The sequence below is a fragment of the Nonomuraea mangrovi genome (assembly GCF_042681425.1).
Classification (GTDB): Bacteria; Actinomycetota; Actinomycetes; order Streptosporangiales; family Streptosporangiaceae; genus Nonomuraea; species Nonomuraea mangrovi.
Genome location: NZ_JBHUFV010000104.1, coordinates 35,726 through 55,422 on the forward strand (window position 1 = coordinate 35,726; position 19,697 = coordinate 55,422).

Here is a 19,697-nt window from a genome sequence, read left to right on the forward strand (position 1 = left end):
GGAAGACGGCGACGGGCCCTGCCCCGAGGCGCGGGCCCGTACGCGCGGTCAGGGGATCAGCAGCAGCTTGCCCGTCGTACGGCGGGCCTGCAGGTCCTCATGCGCCCGCGCCGCCTCGGCCAGCGGGTAGCGCTCGGAGATGTTGATCGTCAGCTCGCCCGCCGCGAGCCAGCCGAACAGGTCGGCCGCCCGCCACAGCAGCTCGTCGCGCTCGGCGATGAAGTGGACGAGCGACGGCCTGGTCAGGTAGAGCGAGCCGCTCCTGTTCAGCACCTGCGGGTCCATCGGCGGCACCGGGCCGCTCGCGGCGCCGTACAGGACCATGAGGCCGCGCCTGCGCAGCGAGGCCAGGCTGCCGTCGAAGGTGGTGGCGCCCACCCCGTCGTAGACGACGTCCACGCCCGCAGGGACGGCCTCGCGGACCGCGTCGGCGAAGCCGTCGTAGCGGAACACCTGGTCCGCCCCCGCCTCGCGGGCCAGCTTCTCCTTGGCGTCGGAGGAGACGGTGGCCAGCACCGTGGCGCCCTTCAGCTTGCCGATCTGGGTGAGCAGCTGGCCCATGCCGCCGGCAGCGGCGTGCACGAGCATGACGTCGCCGGCCTTCAGCTCGTACACCGAATGCGTGAGGAAGTGCGCGGTCATCCCCTGCAGCATCGCGGCGGCGGCCAGCTCGGCCGGCACGCCCGAGGGGACGGGCACCACCTTGGAGGCGGGCACCACGGCCTTCTCGGCGTAACTTCCGAGCACGTTCACCCACGCGACGGTGTCGCCGACCGCCACGTCCTCCACTCCCTCTCCCACGGCGGCGACGGTGCCCGCGCCCTCGGAGCCGATCGGGGACGGCAGGTCGAGGGGGTAGGTGCCGGCGCGGTGGTAGACGTCGATGAAGTTGACGCCGCTCGCGGCGACGTCGATCAGCACCTCGCCGGGGCCGGGCACCGGGTCGGGGTGCTCGGCGTACTCGAGCACCTCGGGACCGCCCTGAGCGTTGATCACAATGGCATGCATGGCTCCAGTCTCCACCGGGCGCCTCTGAAGCGTTCGCGCAGGGTCCTGTCGTGCGAGACCACCACCAGGGCGCCCCGGTAGGCGTCCATGGCGCGCTCCAGTTCCTCCACCAGCGTCAGCGACAGGTGGTTGGTCGGCTCGTCGAGCAGCAGCAGGTCGTGCTCGTCGGCCAGCAGCCTGGCCAGCGCGAGCCGCCGCTGCTGCCCGACCGACAGCTCGCCGACCTTCACGCCGAGCGTGTCGGGCCTGAACAACCCGGTCGCCAGCAGGCTCGCACGGTGCTCGTCGGGGTAGCCGGGCCTGCCCTCGGCGTACCGGGCGAGGACCGTGCGGTCCTGTCCCGTGAGGTCGACCTCCTGCGGCAGGTGCCCCACCCTGCCCAGGGCGTGCGCGGCCAGCTTCCTGAGGAGCGTGGACTTGCCCGCGCCGTTGGGGCCGTGGACCAGCAGCCTGTCGCCCGACCTGATCGTGAGCTCGGGCAGCTCGACCAGCGTGCGGCCGGACGCCTCGCCGGTGAAGGCGCCGGCGAACCGCAGCGGCTCCGGTGGCCGGGGCACGGGATCCTCCTCCAGACGGCGCAGCCGTTCCTGCGCGTTGCGCACCCGGCTCGCCACCGAGCTCTGCACCCTGCCCGCGTTGCGGTCGTAGGCCATCTTGTTGTTGTCCTTCATGGCCCTGCCCGCCGCCACCCTGTGCGCGGTCGTCGCGGCGAACTCCCTGACCTGGCCGACCTCCTCCAGCCACGCGGCGTAGGACTGCTCCCAGCGTTGCCTGGCCGCGGCCTTGTCGGCGAGGAAGCCGCTGTAGCCGCCGCCGAAGCGGGTCACCCCGCCCGCGTCCACCTCGATGATCGCGCTCGCCACCCTGTCGAGGAACGCGCGGTCGTGGGAGACGGCGACGACCGTGCCCCTGTGCTCGCGCAGCCGTTCCTCCAGCCACGCGGTCGAGGCCGCATCCAGGTGGTTGGTCGGCTCGTCGAGCAACATCACCTCGGGTGCCGCGGCGAGCAGGCAGGCCAGGCCGAGCCGCGCCTGCTCGCCGCCGGACAGCGAGTCGAGCCTGCGGTTCTTTCCCAGGTGGCCCAGGCCCAGCCCGTGCAGGGACTTGTCGACGCTGGCGTCGGCCTCGTAGCCGCCGCGCACCTCGAAGGCGGTCAGCAGCTCGCCGTAGCGGGCCATGTCCCCTGCCTCGGCGGCGGCCTGCATCGCGCGCTCCATCTCCCGCAGGTCCGCGAGCGCGGCGTCGATCGCCTGCTGGACGGTGTGGTCGCCGGGGAGGTCGAGCCGCTGGGCGAGATGCCCCGCGCCGGTGCTGATCACCCGTCCCTCGTCGGGCCTGTCGATTCCCGCCATGATCCGCAGCAGCGTGGACTTGCCCGAGCCGTTCTCTCCGACGACGCCCACGCGCTCTCCGGGCCGTACGGCCAGCGAGACGTGATCGAGGACGAGCCGGTCGCCGTATGACTTGCTGATTCCGTGAAGGCTGAGCTGAGTAGTCATCGCAACTATAGTTGCATTAAAGCCGTCACTAACGCAACTGGAGTAGACTTTGGAACGACCCGGAGGGCGCAGCGCAAGGGTCCGCGACGCCGTACGGCAGGCGACGCTCGCCGAACTCGCCGAGCACGGCTACCAGGGCCTGACCGTGGAGAACGTCGCCACCAGATCGGGCGTGCACAAGACCACGGTCTACCGCAGGTGGACGAGTGTGGAGGGCCTGATCGCCGACGCGCTGGAGTTGGCGTCGGGGGAGCCGTGGCCGATCCCCGACACCGGCACGGTCGACGGCGACCTGCGGGAGATCACCCGGCTGGTGCGGAACGGGATGGACCCCGTCGCCACGGCGTTCGTCGCGGCCGGCATGCAGAACGAGGCCGCCGCCACGGCACTGACCGGCTTCTACACCGCCCGCCACACCCAGTCGGCCGCCGTCGTGCGAAGGGCGGTCGAGCGCGGCGAACTGCCCGCGGACGTCGACGCCGAAGAGGTGATCAGGGTGGCCGTGGCCCCGCTGTACTACCGGTTGTTCGTCACCCACGAACCCGTCAGCGAGCGCGACGCCGACAGGGCCGCCGACACGGCGCTGGCCGCCGCCCGAGCAGGAGTGCTCTAGGGCTGCGGCCTGACGCCGCGCATCTCGAAGTCGTCGTAGACGACCTTGAGCGGGCTGGCGCTGCCCTTCGGCACCCGGGCGAACAGGCCGATGGTGCCGCTCGGCAGGCCGACGGGGTCGTCCACCTGGTGGACCCGCTTGCCGTTGACCCACATGGACAGCCGCGTGGCGCCGTCATCCTGCTCGCAGGAGACCTGGATGTGGTTGCTCTCCCTGGCGTTGAACCCGTCGAGCTTGACGGGGGCGGCCATGTTGCCGCCCGCCTTGTCGGCGATGCGGCGGACCCTGGTGGTGCCCGAGGTGTCGAGGGTGAACTCGTAGAAGGTGCCGTCGCCGTCGCCCCTGCACCACAGGCCGAACTCGCCGCGGCCCGACTTCACCTTGGCGACGACCCCGACGAGCAGGGACGAGGGCATCAGCGGAGTGGGCGTGGCCGAGGGATCGGGCGTGGCGGGCTTCTCGGTGACGAACGGCACAGGAGCCGTGGCCCATCGCTCCTCGTTGTACTCGCCCGCGTCGAGACCGTAGGTGAAGTCGGAGGTGATGTAGCCGTAGCTGTTGTCGGCCTCCGCGTCGTAGGTGCCACCCCAGCCGCTCGAGGTCGAGGTGAAGTCGTCGGAGAAGAGCGAGGGCAGCTCGGGAGGCCCGCTCGGCAGCAGCGCCCACACCCCCGCCGCCGCCCCCACCGCCAGCGCCGCCGCCACGGCGATCCCCGCTACCAGCCTGCCCCTCTTCCTCGGCGGAGCAGCGGCGTAGGGGGTCGTGGCGCCCTCCTGCCAGGCCACCTGGACCGTGTGCACGGCCTGCTCGGGCGCGGCCTGGCGACCGATCAGGTGGTCGAGGATCTGCTGCGCCGTCGGGCGCCGCGCCGGATCCTTCGCCAGCGCGGCCGCCACCAGCTCCCGCAGTCCGGGCTCGAGCCCGTCGAGCGAGGGCTCGGTGTTGAGCACCTGGTAGATGATCGCGGGCAGGGTCTCGCCAGGGAAGGGCGCCCGCCCCGACGCCGCGAACGCCATCAGGCAGCCCCACGAGAACACGTCGCACGCCGGAGAGACGGGCTCGCCGCGCAGCACCTCCGGCGCCATGTACCGGGGCGTGCCGATCAGCTCACCGGTGCCGGTCACGCCGCCGATCTCGTCGAGCGCCCTGGCGATGCCGAAGTCGATCACGCGCGGGCCGATGGGGGACAGCAGCACGTTGGACGGCTTGAGATCCCTGTGCACCACACCTGCGGCGTGGATCGCGGTGAGGGCCGTCGCCACGCTCACCGCCAGCGCGTCGAGGCTCGACCCCTTCAGCGGGCCCGACTGCCTGACCGCCTCCTCCAGGTTCGGCCCCGGCACGTACTCGGTCACCACGTAGAGCTGGTCGCCGTCGAGCGCCGCCTCCAGCACCGCGGCCGTGCAGAACCTGCGAACCCTGCGCGCCGCGTCGGCCTCTCTCCTGAAGCGCATCCTGAACTGCTCGTGCTGGCTGAGCTCCGGATTGATCACCTTGATCGCGACGCGCTGGCCCGTGGCGTCCTCGGCCAGATGGACCGTGCCCATGCCGCCCCTGCCGAGCATGTCCAACAGCCTGTAGCGTCCGATCTGGTTCACGACGGGTCAGCTTAGCGACATCGCGTGCAGATCGGGCAGTCCCGCTGAGGGTGAAACGACCAGCACCTTGCAGCCCGCGGCGGTGGCGGCGGCGATCCCCGTGGGGCTGTCCTCGACGGCGACGCAGCGGCGCGGGTCGGCCTCCAGCAGCCTGGCCGCCTCCAGGTACGGGTCGGGGTGCGGCTTGCCGCGCGGAGTGTCCTCGGCGGCGAGGACGACCGCGAAACTGTGGCCGAGCGAGGGCAGCACCAGCTCCACGATCGAGCGGGGGGAGGCGCTGACCAGGGCGGTGGGGATGGCCTGCGTCGTGAGCGCCTGAAGGAGCTCGGCGGCGCCGGGGATGACGCGTACCCCCTGCCTGATGCGGTCGGCGAACGACTCGGTGAGCCGCTCGGCGACCGCCTCCACCGCGTCGGAGGCCGGGGGCGTGAGCAGATGGGCGGCCGTGTCCTCGACCGTGCGGCCGAGGACGTACGGCTCGTCGGCGGGGCCGAGTGTGCGCCCGAGCGAGGCGGCCACGTCGGCCGTGGCCTCCCACCACAGGCCCTCGGTGTCCACGAGCGTGCCGTCCATGTCGAACAGGACGGCGTCGGGAACGGGATCGCCGGGAACGGGGTCGCCGGGAACGGCGGCGAGCGCGATCACGTCAGGCGGGACTGAGCCGGGTGAGGTCGAGCCGGACGGGACGGAGCCGGACGGGAGGGAGTCAGGCGGCACCCGCGGGGTCCTTCGCCGGAGTGGGCACGGGCGTGGCGGTGCTGCGCGGCGCGACCAGGACGGGCCGCTCGACCAGGCGGACGGACACGCGGGTGCCGGGCGCCAGCCGTACCGCCTCGTGCCCTGGCACGTCGGCGAGGACCTCGCCGCCCTCCATGGACAGCCGCAGCCTGACCGAGGCGCCGCGGAAGGAGGCGGCGATCACCTCGGCCCGCCCCTCGTCCGAGGGGGTGACGAGCACGGCCTCCGGCCTGATGAGGACGTCGACGTCCAGGCCCTCCGCGGTCCCGTCGACCGGCAGGAGCTGGCCGAACACCGTCACCTGCTCGCCGGAGACGCGCCCCGGCAGGTGGTTCATGGTGCCGACGAACTCGGCCACGAACGGCGTGGCCGGCTGGTCGTAGACCTCGGCGGGCGTGCCGCACTGCTCGAGACGCCCGTTCCTCAGAACGGCGACGCGGTCGGCGACCGACAGCGCCTCCTCCTGGTCGTGCGTCACGAAGATCGTGGTGATCCCCAGGTCGAGCTGCAGGCGCCGGATCTCCTCCCTGAGGGCCACGCGGACCTTGGCGTCCAGCGCGGACAGCGGCTCGTCGAGCAGCAGCACCCGCGGCGACAGCGCGAGCGCGCGGGCCAGGGCGACGCGCTGCTGCTGGCCGCCCGACAGCTGGTGCGGGTAGCGGTCGGCGTGCGAGGGCAGGCCGACCAGCTCCAGCAGCTCCAGCGCCCGCGCCCGGCGGGCGGCCTGCGGGGTCTTGCGGACCCGCAGGCCGAAAGCGACGTTCTCGGCCGCGTTGAGGTTGGGGAACAGCGAGTAGGACTGGAACACCATGCCCGCGTCACGCTTGTTGGCGGGCACGCCCGTGATGTCCTTGCCGTCCACCAGCACCGCGCCCTCGTCGGGACGCTCGAACCCCGCCACGCAGCGCAGCGCGGTCGTCTTGCCGCAGCCCGACGGGCCGAGCAGGGCGACCAGCTCGCCGGGCTCGATCGTGAGGTCGAATCCGTCGAGCGCGACCGTCTTGCCGAACACGCGGCGCAGGCCCTTGAACTCCAACCGGGCGGTCATTGGCCCTTCTTTCGTGAAACACCGGACACGGTGAGCAGCAGCAGCCAGGTCAGCAGGAGGCTGAGCACGGAGACGGCGACCGACAACTGCCCCTTGGACCCCGAGATCGTGACGATCCAGACGGCGAACGGCTGGTAGCCGAGGATGCTGGCCACCGTGTACTCGCCCAGCACCAGGGCCAGGGTCAGGAAGGCGGCGCTGGCCAGCGCCGAACGCAGGTTGGGGACGATCACCCTGAACATCACGTGCGGCCACGACGCGCCCAGGTTGCGGGCCGCCTCGACCAGCGTCCGCACGTCCATCGTGCGCAACCCGGCGTCCAGCGAACGGTAGACGAAGGGCAGCACGAGCATGACGTAGACGAACACGAGCACGAGCGGGAAATCCTGGTTCTGGACCGCGTTGAGCGTGGCCCAGAACGGCGTCGGCGCGAGCACCTCGCCGCCGACCTGGAGCGACCTGCTCACTCCCGCGACGAACGTGATCGGCGGCACCACCAGCGGCAGCGTGCAGATCACCTCCATGACGGGCCGCAGCCCCGGCACGGCCAGCCGTACCGCGATCATCGCGGGCAGCGTGAGCAGCAGCACCAGCACGATCGTGGCCGCGGCCAGCCCGAGGGAGAGCAGCAGGCTGGGCAGGAAGCCCTCGGCCGTCCACAGCTCCACGTAGGGGGCGAACGACACGCCTGTGGTCTCGTTGTAGATCGTGAACCAGAAGGACGCGGCGAGCGGGACGAGGAAGTACAGGGCCGCCAGCGCGAAGACGAACCCTCGCCAGAGACGGGGCCTGCCCTGGCGGGCCGGCGCGGCAGGGGCGGCCTCGGGGACCGGCGCGACGGGCGCGAGCGTGGTCATGCCGTCGACCTCACTGGAGCCATCGGGTGCTCCTCCTCTGCAGTGGCAGGTAGATCGCCATGACCAGCGCGGCGACCAGGACCATGTCCAGGCTGAGCGCGAGGCCGATGTTCTCGAAGCCGGTCTGCACGTCGCCGGAGAGGGCGGCGGCGATCTTCAGGGTGACCAGCGGCAGCACGGTGCCCGCGCCCATCGCCGACGCGGTGGCGTACGCGGCGAACGCCGAGCCGAACAGCAGCACCACGCCGCCGAGCAGCCCAGGAGTCAGCACCGGCAGGGCCACGTATCGCCAGTACTGCCAGGTCGTGGCGCCGTTGTTGGCGGCCGCCTCGCGCCACTGCGGGCGCAGGCCGTCCAGGGCCGGCGCGATGACCAGCACCATGAGCGGCACCGAGAAGTACAGGTAGACCAGCGCCAGGCCCCAGAAGGTGAACAGCGTGCCCGAGGGCAGGCCCAGCAGCCCGCTGATCACGCCCGAGTTGCCGAGTGTGGCCACCCAGAAGAAGGCCAGCGGAACGCCGCCGAAGTTGGCCAGCACGCCCGAAGCGGTCAGCACGGACTCCCGCAGCGCGGTGGAGCGCGAGGTGACCACGGCCTGGGCGAGGAACGTGCCCAGCACCGCGCCCAGCACCGCCACCACGGCCGACAGCTTCACGCTGTTGGCGAGCGCGAGCAGGTAGCCGCCCTGCAGGGTGAGCGCCAGGTTGCCGAACCCCGGCGAGCCCTCCACGGTGAAGGCCCCCGCCACCATGGCGATGGCGGGGATCCCGAAGGCCAGCGCGACGAAGGCGAGCAGCGGCAGCGCGCCGAGAGTGCGCCTCATCAGCCCGCGACAGCCGCGTCCCAGGTCTTGGCCAGGTCGTCCTTGGCCTTGGTGACCTGGTCCTCGGTCGGGAACTTGGCCTCACCCTCGACCGGCGGCAGCTTGTCGGCCAGCGCCTTGTCGATGGTGCCGTCGGCGGTCATCGAGGGCATCAGCACCGGGCGGGCGCCGCCCTTGAGCCACAGGTTCTGGCCCTCGGCGCTGTAGAGGAACTCCATCCACAGCCGCGCGGCGGCGGGGTGCGGAGCGTCCTTGTTGATCGCCTGCACGTAGTACTGGGCGTAGACGCCGTCGGACGGCACAGCCACCTGGAAGTCGAGGCCCTTGGGCAAGAACTGCTCGCGGTACCCGGCGTTGAGGTAGTCCCAGTCGATGCTGATGGGCGTCTCGCCCTTCTCGACCGTGGCGGGCGTGGACTCGACAGGGTTGTAGTTGCCGACGTCCTTCAGCTTCTTGAAGAACTGCACGCCAGGGGCGATGTCGTCGAGCGAGCCGCCCTGGGACAGCGAGGCCGCCCACACGCCGGCGAAGGCCGAGCCCGACTTGTTCGGGTTGCCGTTCAGCGCGACCTTGCCCTTGTACTCGGGCTTGAGCAGGTCGGCGAAGGTCTTGGGGCAGGTGCCGATCTTCTTGGCGTCGCAGCCGATGGAGACGTAGCCGCCGTAGTCGTTGACCCACAGGCCGCTCGGCTCCTTCTGGCCGTCGGGGATCTTGTCCCAGCTCTGCACCTTGTAGGCCGCGTACAGGCCCTCCTTGGCGCCGCTGAAGCCGAAGGCCTGGCCGACGTCCAGCACGTCCGGCGCGCGGTCCTGGCCCTTGCGGGTCTTCACCGCGTTGATCTCGTCGGCGCTGGAGGCGTCCGGATTCTCACTCTCGATCTTGATGCCGTACTTCTCTTCGAACTTCTTGATGATCTCGCCGTAGTTCGCCCAGTCGGGCGGAAGGGCGATGACGTGCAGGTTGCCCTCCTTCTTGGCCGCCTCGACAAGTTTGTCGAGACCGCCGAAGTCGGCGGCAGAGGTCGCCGTCGCGGCGTTCACCCCACCTGTCGTCGTCTGCGTCTGGGTGGTCGGAGCGGCGCCGCACGCCGCGGTCACTACCGTTAGAGCTGCGATCAAGCCTGCGATGCGAGGTGTGGACACGTCGCCTCCACTCTCTGGGGTGTGGCTAAAACCTAGGGGAACTTGTACAAACAAGGCCAGACCCAGTTAGTCGCATAAACGTTGCTTTTTCATGAACAGGAGGGGTCGTGAATGGCCGCGCGCTATGAACACATCGCCGCTGAGCTGCGTGACGAGATTCTCACGGGTGTTCACCCTGTAGGGTCGCAGCTGCCGTCGGAGGCGGAGCTCGCTGCGCGCTATTCGGCGGCCAGAGGGACCGTGCGGCAGGCCGTCGCCGTACTGGCCGCGGAGGGTCTGGTCGGCTCGCGCCAGGGCGCGCGGCGCATCGTGCTGGGCGGGGAGCGCAGCCAGAGCTTCGCCGAGCTGCACAGCTTCGCCCAGTGGGCCAGGTCCAAGGGGCACACGGTGGGCGGCGAGGTGCTCGGCCAGCGCCGCCGCAGGGCGGGCCCCGCCGAGTCGGTCAGGCTCAGCACCGCCGAGGTGCTCGAGGTGCTCAGGCTGCGCACGCTGGAGGGCGAGCCCGTGCTGCTGGAGCGGACCGTCTACGCCTCGTGGATCGCCTCCGCCGTCGAGGCGCTGCCGCCCGACTGCGAGTCGGTCACCCAGGCGCTCTACGACAGGGTCGGCCTGGTCTTCGCCTACGGCGAGCACCTCATCGACGCGGTGGCGGCCGGCACCGAGGACGCCCGCCTGCTCGGGGTCAGGCGCGGCAGCCCGCTCCTGCGCCAGCGCAGGATCACCACCACGCAGGAGGGCCGCCCCGTCGAGTGGTCCGACGACCGCTACAGGGCGGGCAGCGTGGCCTTCAGCATCCGCAACTCGATCGGCGCGAACCCGCTCACGCGGCTTGCACTCCCATGACTTCGAACATATGCTCGAAGTAGCGCCCGACTTCCCCCGGGTGGCTCAGCAACAGACCCAGAGCCACGGGGAGAAGAAGCGTCTTGAGCAGACTCTACGGCGATCCGATAGAGGTGTGGACCCGAGAGGGCCAGCCGACCCAGTTCGTCTGGCGCGATCGGCTCTACCTCGTTCGTCGCGTCCTCGACCAGTGGGTGGTGTCCCGCGAATGGTGGAAGACCACCGAAGGCGACCCGGGCGAGCGCCAGTTCTGGCGCGTCGAGGCCAGTCCCGGCCGTGAGCTCGGCTCCTACGAGCTGCGCTTCGACACCGCCAGCGGGGGCTGGCTGCTGCTGAGGGCGTGGGACTGATGCTCTCCTTCCCGCACCTGCACGTGAGCTCCGCCTACTCGATGCGGTACGGCACCGCCTTCCCCCAGGCCCTGGTACGGCGGGCGGCCGAGCACGGGATGGACATCCTCGCGTTGACCGACCGCGACGGTCTCTACGGGGCGCTCAAGCACGCCCAGGCCTGCATGGACGCGAGGATCTCGCCGGTGTTCGGCGTCGACTTCGCGCTCGACGCGTCCGCCGCGTCCGACCCCGTTCCACCGCGCGACCCGGCCGCCTACGGGCCGCTGTCCGGCTCGCACCGCCCCGCCACGCCCGGCGGGTCCGGCGATCGCAGGGCCGGCGGTCACGGGTCCGGCGGTCGCGGGTTCGGCGGTCACGGGTTCGGCTCCGGTCCGCGGGAGGCGCGCCCGCGGACCGGAGCCGACGCCGAGGACAGGGTCACCGTGCTGGCCCGCTCCGGCGGGTGGTCCCGGCTGTGCCGCCTGGTCACCGCCGCCCACTACGCAGGCACCCGCGGCGAGCCGAAGGTGACCCGCGACCTGGTCGGCGAATGGGCCGCCGGCGCCGGCACCCCCGCTCCGGGCCCCGCGGGACGTCCGGGCGGAAGGGAGAGGGGCGGGGCGTTCGGCCCGGATGACGGGCTGGTCGTGCTGCTCGGGCCGAGATCCGACGTGGGCCGCGCGGTGGCCGCCAGGCGCGACGAGCAGGCAAGGGCGCTGCTGGACCTCTGGCGTTCCCGGGTGCGCGGCGTGGTGATCGAGCTGGTCGACCAGTACGGCTACCGCGACGCCACCACCGCCGTCCGCATGCTCTCCCTCGCCGAGGAGTTCGGCGTGCCCGCCGTGCTCACGAACGCGGCCAGGTACCTCGACCCCGCCGACCACCAGGTGGGCGACGTGCTCGACGCGGCCCGCCAGCTCGTCCCCCTGCATCCCCGGCACCTGGACAGGAGCACCTCCCACGCCTACCTCAAGAGCGGCGACGAGATGCGCAGGGTCGCCCACAAGATCTGCGGCGGCGACCAGGGGCGCGCCAACCGGCTCCTGTACACCACGCGTGCCCTGGCCGAGGCGTGCGTGATCGACCCGAGGCGGCTGCTCGCCCTGAGCAGCGACCCTCCCGACCTGCACCTGCCCGAGATCGGCAGGGACCCGGTCCCGCTGCTGCGCCACCGCTGCGAGAACGGGCTCGACGACCGGGGGCTGCGCGGATCGGCGGACGCCCGCGACCGCCTCGAGGCCGAGCTGGCCATCATCGAGAAGAAGCGGCTGTCCGGATACTTCATGGCCGTCGTCGGCATCACCGACCGGATCCGGCAGATGGGCATCCGCTGCGCCATCCGCGGCTCGGGGGCGGGCAGCCTGGTCAACTACCTCATCGGCATCGGCGAGGTGAATCCGCTCCACCACGGCCTGCTCATGGAACGCTTCCTGTCCGAGGGCCGCATCGGCCTGCCCGACATCGACATCGACGTGGAGTCCGCCCGCCGCCTCGACTGCTACAAGGCGATCTACGACATGTACGGCGAGTCGCGCGTGGCCTGCGTGTCCATGATGGAGACCTACCGGGCCCGCAGCGCCCTGCGGGACGTGGGCGGTGCGATGGGCCTGCCACCGCACGAGATCGACGCCATCGCCAAGGCGTTCCCGCACATCCGCGCCCGCCAGATCACCGCCTCGCTGAAGGACCTGCCCGAGCTGCGTGAGAGCAGGCTCGACGAGGCGGGGCTCGGCAGGGTGTTCCAGCTCGCGGAGAAGCTCGACGGGCTGCCCAGGCACATCGCGCTGCACCCGTGCGGGGTGCTGGTCGGCAACTCGGGTCTGCGCGACCGCACCCCCGTGGAGCGCAGCGCCCTCGACTTCCCCATGTCGCAGTTCGACAAGGACGACGTGGAGGAGGCGGGGCTGCTCAAGCTCGACGTGCTCGGCGTGCGGATGCAGTCGGCGATGGCCTACACGCTGACCGAGATCAAGCGGGTCGACGACGTCGACGTCGAACTCGACGCCGTCCCGCAGGACGACGAGCGGACCTACGACATGATCTGCGCCAGCCGTACGCTCGGCTGCTTCCAGATCGAGTCGCCAGGCCAGCGCGAGCTGGTCGCCAAACTCGAACCCCGCACGATGGACGACCTGATCGTCGACATCTCGCTGTTCAGGCCTGGCCCCGTCAACTCCGACATGGTCACCCCCTACCTGGAGTCGCGGCACGGCTGGCGGGCCGCCTCCTACCCGCACCCCCGCCTGCGCGCGGCCCTCGCCGAGACCAACGGGGTCGTCGTCTTCCACGAACAGGTCCTGAAGATCATCGACGCCATGACCGGCGCCGGGCTGTCCGAGGCGGAGAAGATACGGCGCAGCCTCGGCGACCCCGTCCGCCGCGAGGCCTCGCGGCGGTGGTTCCTCGCGAACGTGCTGCCCGACTACGACCAGGCGACGGTCGAGCGGGCCTGGCAGGTGCTCGACGCCTTCGGCGCCTTCGGGTTCTGCAAGGCGCACGCGGCGGCGTTCGCGCTGCCCACCTACCAGTCGGCCTGGCTCAAGCGGCACCACGCCGCCGCCTTCTTCGCGGGTGTGCTCACCCACGAGCCCGGCATGTACCCGCAGCGGGTGATCATCGACGAGGCCCGGCAGTGCGGGGTGACGATCCTTCCCCTGGACGTCAACAAGTCGGCCAAGCACTGGACCGTCGAACGCGTCGGCCCGCCGCCGCTGCGCGTCAGCGTCCAGCCCTCCTCCCTGGAAGGGGTCGACTACCGGCGGCGGGTGCGCGACTTCAAGGCCGAGGAGCTCGGCCGGGGATACGGCCTGCGTGTGCCGTTCTCCGCGGTCAAGGGAGTGAGCGAGGCGGAGGTCGACAGGATGGTGGCGGGCCGGCCCTACACCTCGCTCGCCGACTTCTGGGACAGGGCCAGGCCCTCGCGTCCGGTCATCGAACGGCTGGTCCAGGTGGGCGGCTTCGACGCGCTCCACTCGCTGCGGCCCGGCGGTCCGCGCTGGCGGCCAGGGGAGCTGACAAGGCGCGACCTGATCGCCCAGGTGGGGGTGCTGGAGCGGGCCTCGGTCTCGGGCGTCAAGGCGAGCCCCCCTGCTCGCAAGGGCTACAGCCCGTCACCGCCTCCCGGGCAGGCGCGCTCCAGGGACGACTCCACCGGGTCCCCCGGCCGGACGGGTTCCGACTTCCCCGGCCGCTCGGGATCCGGTTTCTCGGGCGGGTCGGGATCCGGTTTCTCGGGCAGGGCTGGGTCCGACGGGAGCCGCGCGTCCTCGCCGCCACGTCAGGGGAGGTCGTCGCGCCACCAGGGGAAGGCGCAGGCGAGAGGCGGAACGGCCACGACCGCCGCGGCCGAGGAGCCGCGGATGGACGAGCCGCTTGCCGTACAGCTGCCCCTGGGGTTCGCCGAACGTATCGAGCCAGGCGAGTTGCCGGAGATGACGGAGACCGAGATGGTCGAGGCCGAGCTGGAGATCCTCGGCATCGACGTCAGCCGACACGTGATGAGCTTCCACGACACGCTGCTCGACGCCATCGGGGTGGTGCGTTCCAAGGACCTGCTCGCCCAGCGCAACGGCGCGGAGGTCCTGGTGGCGGGCGTCAAGGTCGCCACCCAGACACCTGCGGTGCGGTCGGGTCAGCGGGTCATCTTCACCACCCTCGACGACTCCACGGGACCTGTCGACCTGACCTTCTTCGAGTCGGTGCAGGGCAGGTGCGCCTCGACGGTGTTCGGGTCGTGGCTGATGGTCGCCAGGGGAGTGATCCGCCGCACGGGCACCAGGGCGATCTCCATGCGGGCCGTCGACTGCTGGAACCTCGTCGACCTCGACGCCGCGTGGCGTGCGAACGGCCTGGAGGCGGTCCTCGCGCTGCTCGACAGGCGGCGGGCCCCCGCGGAGGGCGTCGGCGGGCGCACCATCGAGTACGCCAACGGCTACCGCATCTCGCCGTACTCCGACATCGGCCCCACCCCCGGCGTCGTCACCCCGCCCCGCCGGCTCTGGCACGCCAGCCAGGGCAGCTCCGGCCCCACCCAGGCCGCCTGACCCCCGGCCGGCCGGTCTACTCGAAGACCTCGCCGGCCGAGGTGGCCACGGCGGCGCGCCGCGTCCACGCCTCGAACTGCCCAGGATCGGCGCAGGAGGTGATCCTGGCACGGATCTCGTCGGAAACGGCGATGCCGCGCGCCTCGAGCAACGTCAGCAGCAACGTGACCTCGCCCTCGGTCTTGCCCTTCGCGAGCCCTTCCGCGAGGCCCTCCGCCTTGCCCTCGCCGAAGTGCTTACGAGCGAAAGGACTGGAAACCAGCCAGGTCGAGCTGGACATCAACGCCTCCATCACACGCCGTGCCGGGGCCGAAGCCATGTTGTGTGCGTATTCATAGTATCGCGGAGCGTCATCGTCATCGAGATCGTTGAGCCCCTTCAAGAAGGTCTCACTGACCTCCTGCCGCTCGCCATGAGCCATGACGGACAGCGCCGCGAGTGCGGGATCGCTGACCACCTGACCGGGATCGGTGAGCACCGGGATGTTGTCCGGGCCGTACACGCACGGGTCCAGGGTGATTTCCAGCTTTCCCGCACTCACCGTCACCGATCGCCTGAACGTGGCGGCTCTGCGGTCGGGCGAGATGACGATCACGTAAACCGGTTTGTTCAACTGCAGCCACAAGGTGACGGCATAACGCAGGGTCTGGTCGAGCTTGTCGTCCGACAGCCTCGTCTCGATCTCACTGATCACCGCATACCAGGGGTCTTGCGGTGGACCGCCGACGAGCACGGTATCGGCCTGACGGACTTTCGACACACGGTCGCTGAGCTCCCCTCCGGCGACGCGGATCTGGGAGCCGTCCGCCAGTCGAATGCCGCTGATCATGCTCATGAGCCGGATGGCGAGGTCTGGATGGTCGCGAACCAGGTTGTTGGTCGCATCATGCTGGGGGCCGGGCATGACACGTTAAGTTAGTGAAGGTTGCGCTACGTGTCAGCCGGACGCGGATTTTGACGCTCCATCCCGGAGATCAGGAGATCGCAGGTGAGGTGGCCAGGTGGCGCAGGCGGGACGGGGCGGTCTGGATGCGGGTGATCTCACGGACCGTGCACGCGCACAGCAGCGCCGCCACCGCCGTCACGCCGAGTTCGAGCCCGCTCAGCCCGGTCAGCTCGCCCGACGAGCCGCGCAGCGGCAGTCGCACCATGACCAGTGCCAGCGCCGCCAGCCAGCTCGCCCACCAGGCACCCGCCAGGGCGAGCCAGCGCACTCGCCGGTCGAGCGGTGGGCGGGAGCCTTTCCATACCTGGTCGACCAGCATGACGGGCGCGATCAGGTTGACGCCCGGCAGCAGCCACGCCGCCATCACCGGCCCCGACGGATTGGCGACCCTGGTGGCGCGGCGCGCCCTGACCAGCCAGGTCAGGTAGGCGGACGCAGACGCGACCAGCGTGCCGACCGCCAGCAACATCAGCACCGCGAACAGCGTGACGGCCCCGACCACGGCCTCGGCTCCCGGGGCGCGCGCGTCACCACCGAGCGTGACGATCTCGGCGGCGAGCCGCCTGCCGCGCACCTGATCGAAGATCACTAGAGCGGTCATGGCGGCGAGCTGGGCGGCAAGGGTCACATAGACCGCCGAAGCCGATCGCTTCGCCGCGGAAGGAGCCTGGCGCACGAATCTCTCCCCCCGTGGCACACATTGAGGTTCTGATTCACATGTATCCCGCCAGGCCCTCCGTTAATCAGCTGACCACGCCTGACTCCCATGCCCACGCGGCGATCTCCACCCGGTTCCTTGCCCCGAGTTTGGACTGGATGCTGCCGAGATGGGTTTTGACCGTGGACAGCGACACGAACAGCTCTCCGGCCACCTCCTGGTTGGTCCTGCCTCTGGCGACCAGCCGTACGACATCGAGTTCACGCTCGGTCAGCGGATCGTTGAGCGGCCGGACCGCGCCGGCCGCCGGCTGGGCGAGGTGCTGGAGCAGCCGTACGGTCACCGACGGTGACACCAGCGCGTCGCCGGCGGCCGCGGCCCTGACGGCCTCGATGAGCAGGGTGGGGCCGCTGTCCTTGAGCAGGAAGCCGGTCGCGCCCGAGCGGAGCGCGCCGTAGACGTACTCGTCGAGGTCGAAGGTGGTGACGATGACCACCCGCATGGGGTTCTCGACGCCTGGGCCCGCCAGGATCCTCGTCACCTCGATGCCGTCGAGCTTGGGCATCCTGATGTCGAGCAGGCACACGTCGGGGCGCAGCCGCCTGGCCGCCTCGACCGCGTCGGCCCCGTCGGCCACCGTGCCGACGACGTCGATGTCCTGCTGGGCGTCGAGGATCATCTGGAAGCCGGTGCGGACAAGTTCCTGGTCGTCGGCGATGAGCACGCGAATCGTCACACGGGCAAGCCTAACTTTCCGATCATCGTGGGATGGGCCGCCCTCCGATCTCCCGGGGGCGGGGCCGAGCCTAGATCGGCCGATCGGCTGATGGCGATCGGACGCACGGCCGATCCGCGGCCCCGGCCTCGCACGACAAGGTCGTCTCCATGAACGACGTACTTGCAGGCCGCGCGCTCGCCAAGCGCTTCGGCCAGACGGTGGCGCTGAACGGCGTGGACATCACCATCCAGGCGGGCGAAGCCGTGGCGATCATGGGTCCGAGCGGTTCGGGCAAGTCCACCCTGCTCCACTGCCTGGCCGGGATCATGAAGCCGGACACGGGCGAGGTGCACCTGCTCGGCCAGCGCATCGACAGCATGAAGGAGCGCGACCGCAGCGCCCTGCGCAGGACCAGGTTCGGGTTCGTGTTCCAGTTCGGCCAGCTCCTGCCCGAACTGCCCGCCGAGGAGAACGTGGCGCTCCCGCTCATGCTCGGCAACGTGTCGAGGTCCGACGCGGTACGGCAGGCGAGGCAGTGGTTCGCCCCGCTCGGGCTCGGCGGCATGGAGGGGCGCAGGCCGGGCGAGCTGTCCGGTGGTCAGGCCCAGCGGGTGGCGATCGCCAGGGCGCTGGTGACCAAGCCCGCCGTGGTGTTCGCCGACGAGCCGACGGGCGCGCTCGACCAGAACACGGGCCACGACACGATGCGGCTGCTGGTGGAGGCCACCAAGCACAACGGCGCCTCGCTCATCGTGGTCACCCATGACCCGGGCGTGGCCGGCTGGTGCGACCGTACGGTCGAGGTCCGCGACGGCAACCTGCTTCACGGCGCGGTGAGCCGGTGAGCAACCTCATGAGCCTCACCTGGCGCCTGCTCAGGGGCGGCGGGCGCAGAGGCATGCTGGGCACCTGGCTGACGCTGGGCGCGGTCGTCATCTCCACGGGGCTGCTGCTGTTCGCCGTCTCGGCCAACTTCGCCTTCCAGGGACGCGCGGAACGGAGCGCGTGGCGCAACCCGGTCCAGGCGGCGGGCAAGGCGACGGCGGTCGAGGCGACCAGGGACGACTACGTCCAGGACAGGAAGATCACCGTCGTCGACCTGGCGGCGCTGGACCCGAAGGCCGACGCGCCGCCTGGGCTGCCGCGCTTCCCCGCCCCCGGCGAGGTGTGGCTGTCGCCGGCGCTCGCGGAGCTGGCCAGGCAGTTGCCCGCCGACCGGCTCGCCGACCGCTACGACAACGTCAAGGGCGTGCTGGGCGACTCCGCCCTCGTCTATCCGGGCGAACTGGTCGCGGTGGTCGGCCACCGGGCCGACGACCCCGCCATGACCGGCACGCGCGGCGACACGTGGCGGGGCGGGGTACCGCCGACCAAGGTCGAGACGCTCGCCGGAACTCCGACGGAGGACGCGCAGGCCTACCGGATTCTCGCGCTCATCGCCAGCGTGCTCATGGTGGTGCCGCTGCTGGTGTTCGGCGGCGCCGCGGCGCGGCTGACCGTGGCCCGCCGCGACCAGCGCCTCGCCGCGCTCAGGCTGGTGGGCGCAACCCCTGGGCAGGTGGTCGCGATGACCGTGGCCGAGGCCGTGATCGTCGCGTTCGCGGGAGCCGTGCTCGGCACCGTCCTGTACGGCGTGGCGGTCCCGCTGCTCAAGGCGATCAGGATCGGCGGAGGGCCGTGGTTCGCGGGCGATCTGCTGCCGAACCCGCTTCTGGCGGCCGGCGTGCTGCTGGCCGTACCGCTGCTGGTGGGGGTGTCGGCGATCGTCGGCCTGCGCAGGGTCGTGGTCAGCCCGCTCGGCGTGGCCAAGAGGGAGACCCCGCCCGCGATGCGGTTCGTGAGGGTGGTCGCCCTGCTCGCGGTGCTGGCCGTCGTGCCCATGCTCGGCACGAGCGCAAGCGTGGGCGTGGTCTCGGTGGTGCTGGGCCTGGCGTTCCTGTGCGTCAACCTGGTCGGCCCGTGGGTCGTCGGCCTCATCGGCAGGATCACCGCGAAGCGCGCAAGGCGGCCCGCGAAGCTGCTGGCGGGCCGCAGGCTCGTGGACGATCCGCGCTCGGCGTGGCGGACGGTCAGCGGGGTGGCGCTGACGGGTTTCGTGGCGGGCTTCCTCGGGCTGCTCAGCCCTGGGGACGCGCTGGCGGGACACGCCGCCGACGGCCGGCTCATGCTCGCCGTGCCCGAGGCCAAGGTGGCCGTGGTCGCGGGCCAGGCGCGCGAGCGGCTCGCGAAGGCGGGGGTGAAGGCCACGGTGAAGCAGGAGAAGGGGCTCGTCGCCGCCGCCGTCGGCACAGCCGACGTGGACAGGGCGCGCACGGCGCTGGACGGGCTCGTTCCCGGGCATTCGGCCACCAGCGAGGCGGACGAGCAGCGTTTCACCGGCCAGCTTCTCGACGACATCGCCACGGGGACCGTGGTCGTGCTGTCGGTGTCGTTCCTCGTCGCGATCGCCAGCTCGGGCATCACCTCCGCCTCCTCGGTCCTGGACCGCCGCCAGACCTACGCCCTGCTGCGGCTGGCGGGCACCCCGCTGGAGGTGCTGGACAGGGCGCGCAGGTCGGAGACGCTGATCCCGCTCATGGTGATGGGCGGCGGCGCGATCGCGGTCGGCGTGTTCTGCGCCTCGCCGTTCATGCTGGTGTCGCCGAACATCTCGGGCGCGATCACGCTGGCGGTGTGCGTCACGGTCGGGTTCGCGGGCGTGATCGGCGCGGGCGCGCTGAGCAGGCCGTTGCTGCGCGCGGTGACCGACGATCCCGCCCCGCGTCCCGACTAGATGGTTGATGCCAAGGGGTGTGGCTACGTTTAGTGGTCGAATGCGATCAGCGACCGCT

The 19,697-nt window shown here is 71.2% G+C and carries 17 protein-coding genes; 6 read left to right on the forward strand and 11 right to left on the reverse strand.

From position 1 onward, the window contains the following. Positions 1-48 precede the first annotated feature (48 nt). Together ACFSKW_RS52390 and abc-f are read right to left on the reverse strand one after the other, a co-directional pair. Entirely contained in the window at positions 49-1,008 is a 960-nt protein-coding gene (locus tag ACFSKW_RS52390) for a quinone oxidoreductase family protein (protein WP_379582975.1), read from the reverse strand. Beyond that, a complete protein-coding gene (gene abc-f / locus ACFSKW_RS52395) occupies positions 993-2,507 on the reverse strand; it encodes a ribosomal protection-like ABC-F family protein (protein WP_379582977.1) in 1,515 nt (504 codons plus the stop codon). Before abc-f ends, ACFSKW_RS52390 begins: the two co-directional genes overlap by 16 nt. A gap of 49 nt (positions 2,508-2,556) precedes the next feature. Between abc-f and ACFSKW_RS52400 the strand changes: the two genes are divergently transcribed. Further along, positions 2,557-3,120: a TetR/AcrR family transcriptional regulator gene (locus ACFSKW_RS52400; RefSeq protein WP_379582979.1), complete on the forward strand. Its 564-nt coding sequence runs from the start codon at positions 2,557-2,559 to the stop codon at positions 3,118-3,120. Here ACFSKW_RS52400 and ACFSKW_RS52405 read toward each other — a convergent pair. The 6 genes from ACFSKW_RS52405 to ACFSKW_RS52430 are packed head-to-tail and all read right to left on the reverse strand — an operon-like array spanning position 3,117 to position 9,224. Then, positions 3,117-4,718 (reverse strand): serine/threonine-protein kinase, encoded by a 1,602-nt coding sequence (locus ACFSKW_RS52405; protein WP_379582981.1) that lies wholly within the window; start codon positions 4,716-4,718, stop codon positions 3,117-3,119. The genes ACFSKW_RS52400 and ACFSKW_RS52405 overlap by 4 nt on opposite strands. A gap of 6 nt (positions 4,719-4,724) precedes the next feature. Beyond that, positions 4,725-5,435: an HAD family hydrolase gene (locus ACFSKW_RS52410; RefSeq protein ID WP_379582983.1), complete on the reverse strand. Its 711-nt coding sequence runs from the start codon at positions 5,433-5,435 to the stop codon at positions 4,725-4,727. After that, a complete protein-coding gene (locus ACFSKW_RS52415) occupies positions 5,425-6,504 on the reverse strand; it encodes an ABC transporter ATP-binding protein (protein ID WP_379582985.1) in 1,080 nt (359 codons plus the stop codon). The genes ACFSKW_RS52410 and ACFSKW_RS52415 overlap by 11 nt, the downstream gene beginning before the upstream one ends. Beyond that, the gene (locus ACFSKW_RS52420) at positions 6,501-7,361 is read right to left on the reverse strand and encodes an ABC transporter permease (protein WP_379582987.1); all 861 of its coding nucleotides are present in this window, start codon (positions 7,359-7,361) and stop codon (positions 6,501-6,503) included. Before ACFSKW_RS52420 ends, ACFSKW_RS52415 begins: the two co-directional genes overlap by 4 nt. A gap of 10 nt (positions 7,362-7,371) precedes the next feature. Beyond that, entirely contained in the window at positions 7,372-8,184 is an 813-nt protein-coding gene (locus ACFSKW_RS52425) for an ABC transporter permease (protein WP_379582989.1), read from the reverse strand. Continuing rightward, positions 8,184-9,224 (reverse strand): ABC transporter substrate-binding protein, encoded by a 1,041-nt coding sequence (locus ACFSKW_RS52430; RefSeq protein ID WP_379582991.1) that lies wholly within the window; start codon positions 9,222-9,224, stop codon positions 8,184-8,186. Before ACFSKW_RS52430 ends, ACFSKW_RS52425 begins: the two co-directional genes overlap by 1 nt. A gap of 213 nt (positions 9,225-9,437) precedes the next feature. Between ACFSKW_RS52430 and ACFSKW_RS52435 the strand changes: the two genes are divergently transcribed. From ACFSKW_RS52435 to ACFSKW_RS52445, 3 genes are all read left to right on the forward strand, one after another. Continuing rightward, the gene (locus ACFSKW_RS52435; protein ID WP_379582993.1) at positions 9,438-10,169 is read left to right on the forward strand and encodes a GntR family transcriptional regulator; all 732 of its coding nucleotides are present in this window, start codon (positions 9,438-9,440) and stop codon (positions 10,167-10,169) included. 83 nt (positions 10,170-10,252) lie between these two features. Then, positions 10,253-10,519, forward strand: coding sequence for a DUF6504 family protein (locus ACFSKW_RS52440; protein ID WP_379582995.1), 267 nt, complete (start codon positions 10,253-10,255; stop codon positions 10,517-10,519). Continuing rightward, positions 10,519-14,544 carry a DNA polymerase III subunit alpha gene (locus ACFSKW_RS52445; RefSeq protein WP_379583011.1) on the forward strand — a complete coding sequence of 1,342 codons (4,026 nt, stop codon included), beginning with the start codon at positions 10,519-10,521 and terminating at the stop codon, positions 14,542-14,544. The genes ACFSKW_RS52440 and ACFSKW_RS52445 overlap by 1 nt, the downstream gene beginning before the upstream one ends. A 16-nt stretch (positions 14,545-14,560) precedes the next feature. Here the strand turns inward: ACFSKW_RS52445 and ACFSKW_RS52450 are convergent, their stop codons facing one another. The 3 genes from ACFSKW_RS52450 to ACFSKW_RS52460 form a co-directional block, all read right to left on the reverse strand. After that, positions 14,561-15,448, reverse strand: coding sequence for a hypothetical protein (locus ACFSKW_RS52450; protein WP_379582997.1), 888 nt, complete (start codon positions 15,446-15,448; stop codon positions 14,561-14,563). 70 nt (positions 15,449-15,518) lie between these two features. Next, the gene (locus ACFSKW_RS52455; RefSeq protein WP_379582999.1) at positions 15,519-16,091 is read right to left on the reverse strand and encodes a DUF4328 domain-containing protein; all 573 of its coding nucleotides are present in this window, start codon (positions 16,089-16,091) and stop codon (positions 15,519-15,521) included. 142 nt (positions 16,092-16,233) lie between these two features. After that, a complete protein-coding gene (locus ACFSKW_RS52460) occupies positions 16,234-16,884 on the reverse strand; it encodes a response regulator (RefSeq protein ID WP_379583001.1) in 651 nt (216 codons plus the stop codon). Between the two features lie 149 nt (positions 16,885-17,033). Between ACFSKW_RS52460 and ACFSKW_RS52465 the strand changes: the two genes are divergently transcribed. Both ACFSKW_RS52465 and ACFSKW_RS52470 read left to right on the forward strand, forming a co-directional pair. Then, complete coding sequence (locus ACFSKW_RS52465; RefSeq protein ID WP_379583003.1) at positions 17,034-17,711, forward strand: ABC transporter ATP-binding protein; 678 nt, start codon at positions 17,034-17,036, stop codon at positions 17,709-17,711. Next, positions 17,708-19,639 carry an FtsX-like permease family protein gene (locus ACFSKW_RS52470; RefSeq protein ID WP_379583005.1) on the forward strand — a complete coding sequence of 644 codons (1,932 nt, stop codon included), beginning with the start codon at positions 17,708-17,710 and terminating at the stop codon, positions 19,637-19,639. Before ACFSKW_RS52465 ends, ACFSKW_RS52470 begins: the two co-directional genes overlap by 4 nt. Positions 19,640-19,697: the final 58 nt, after the last annotated feature.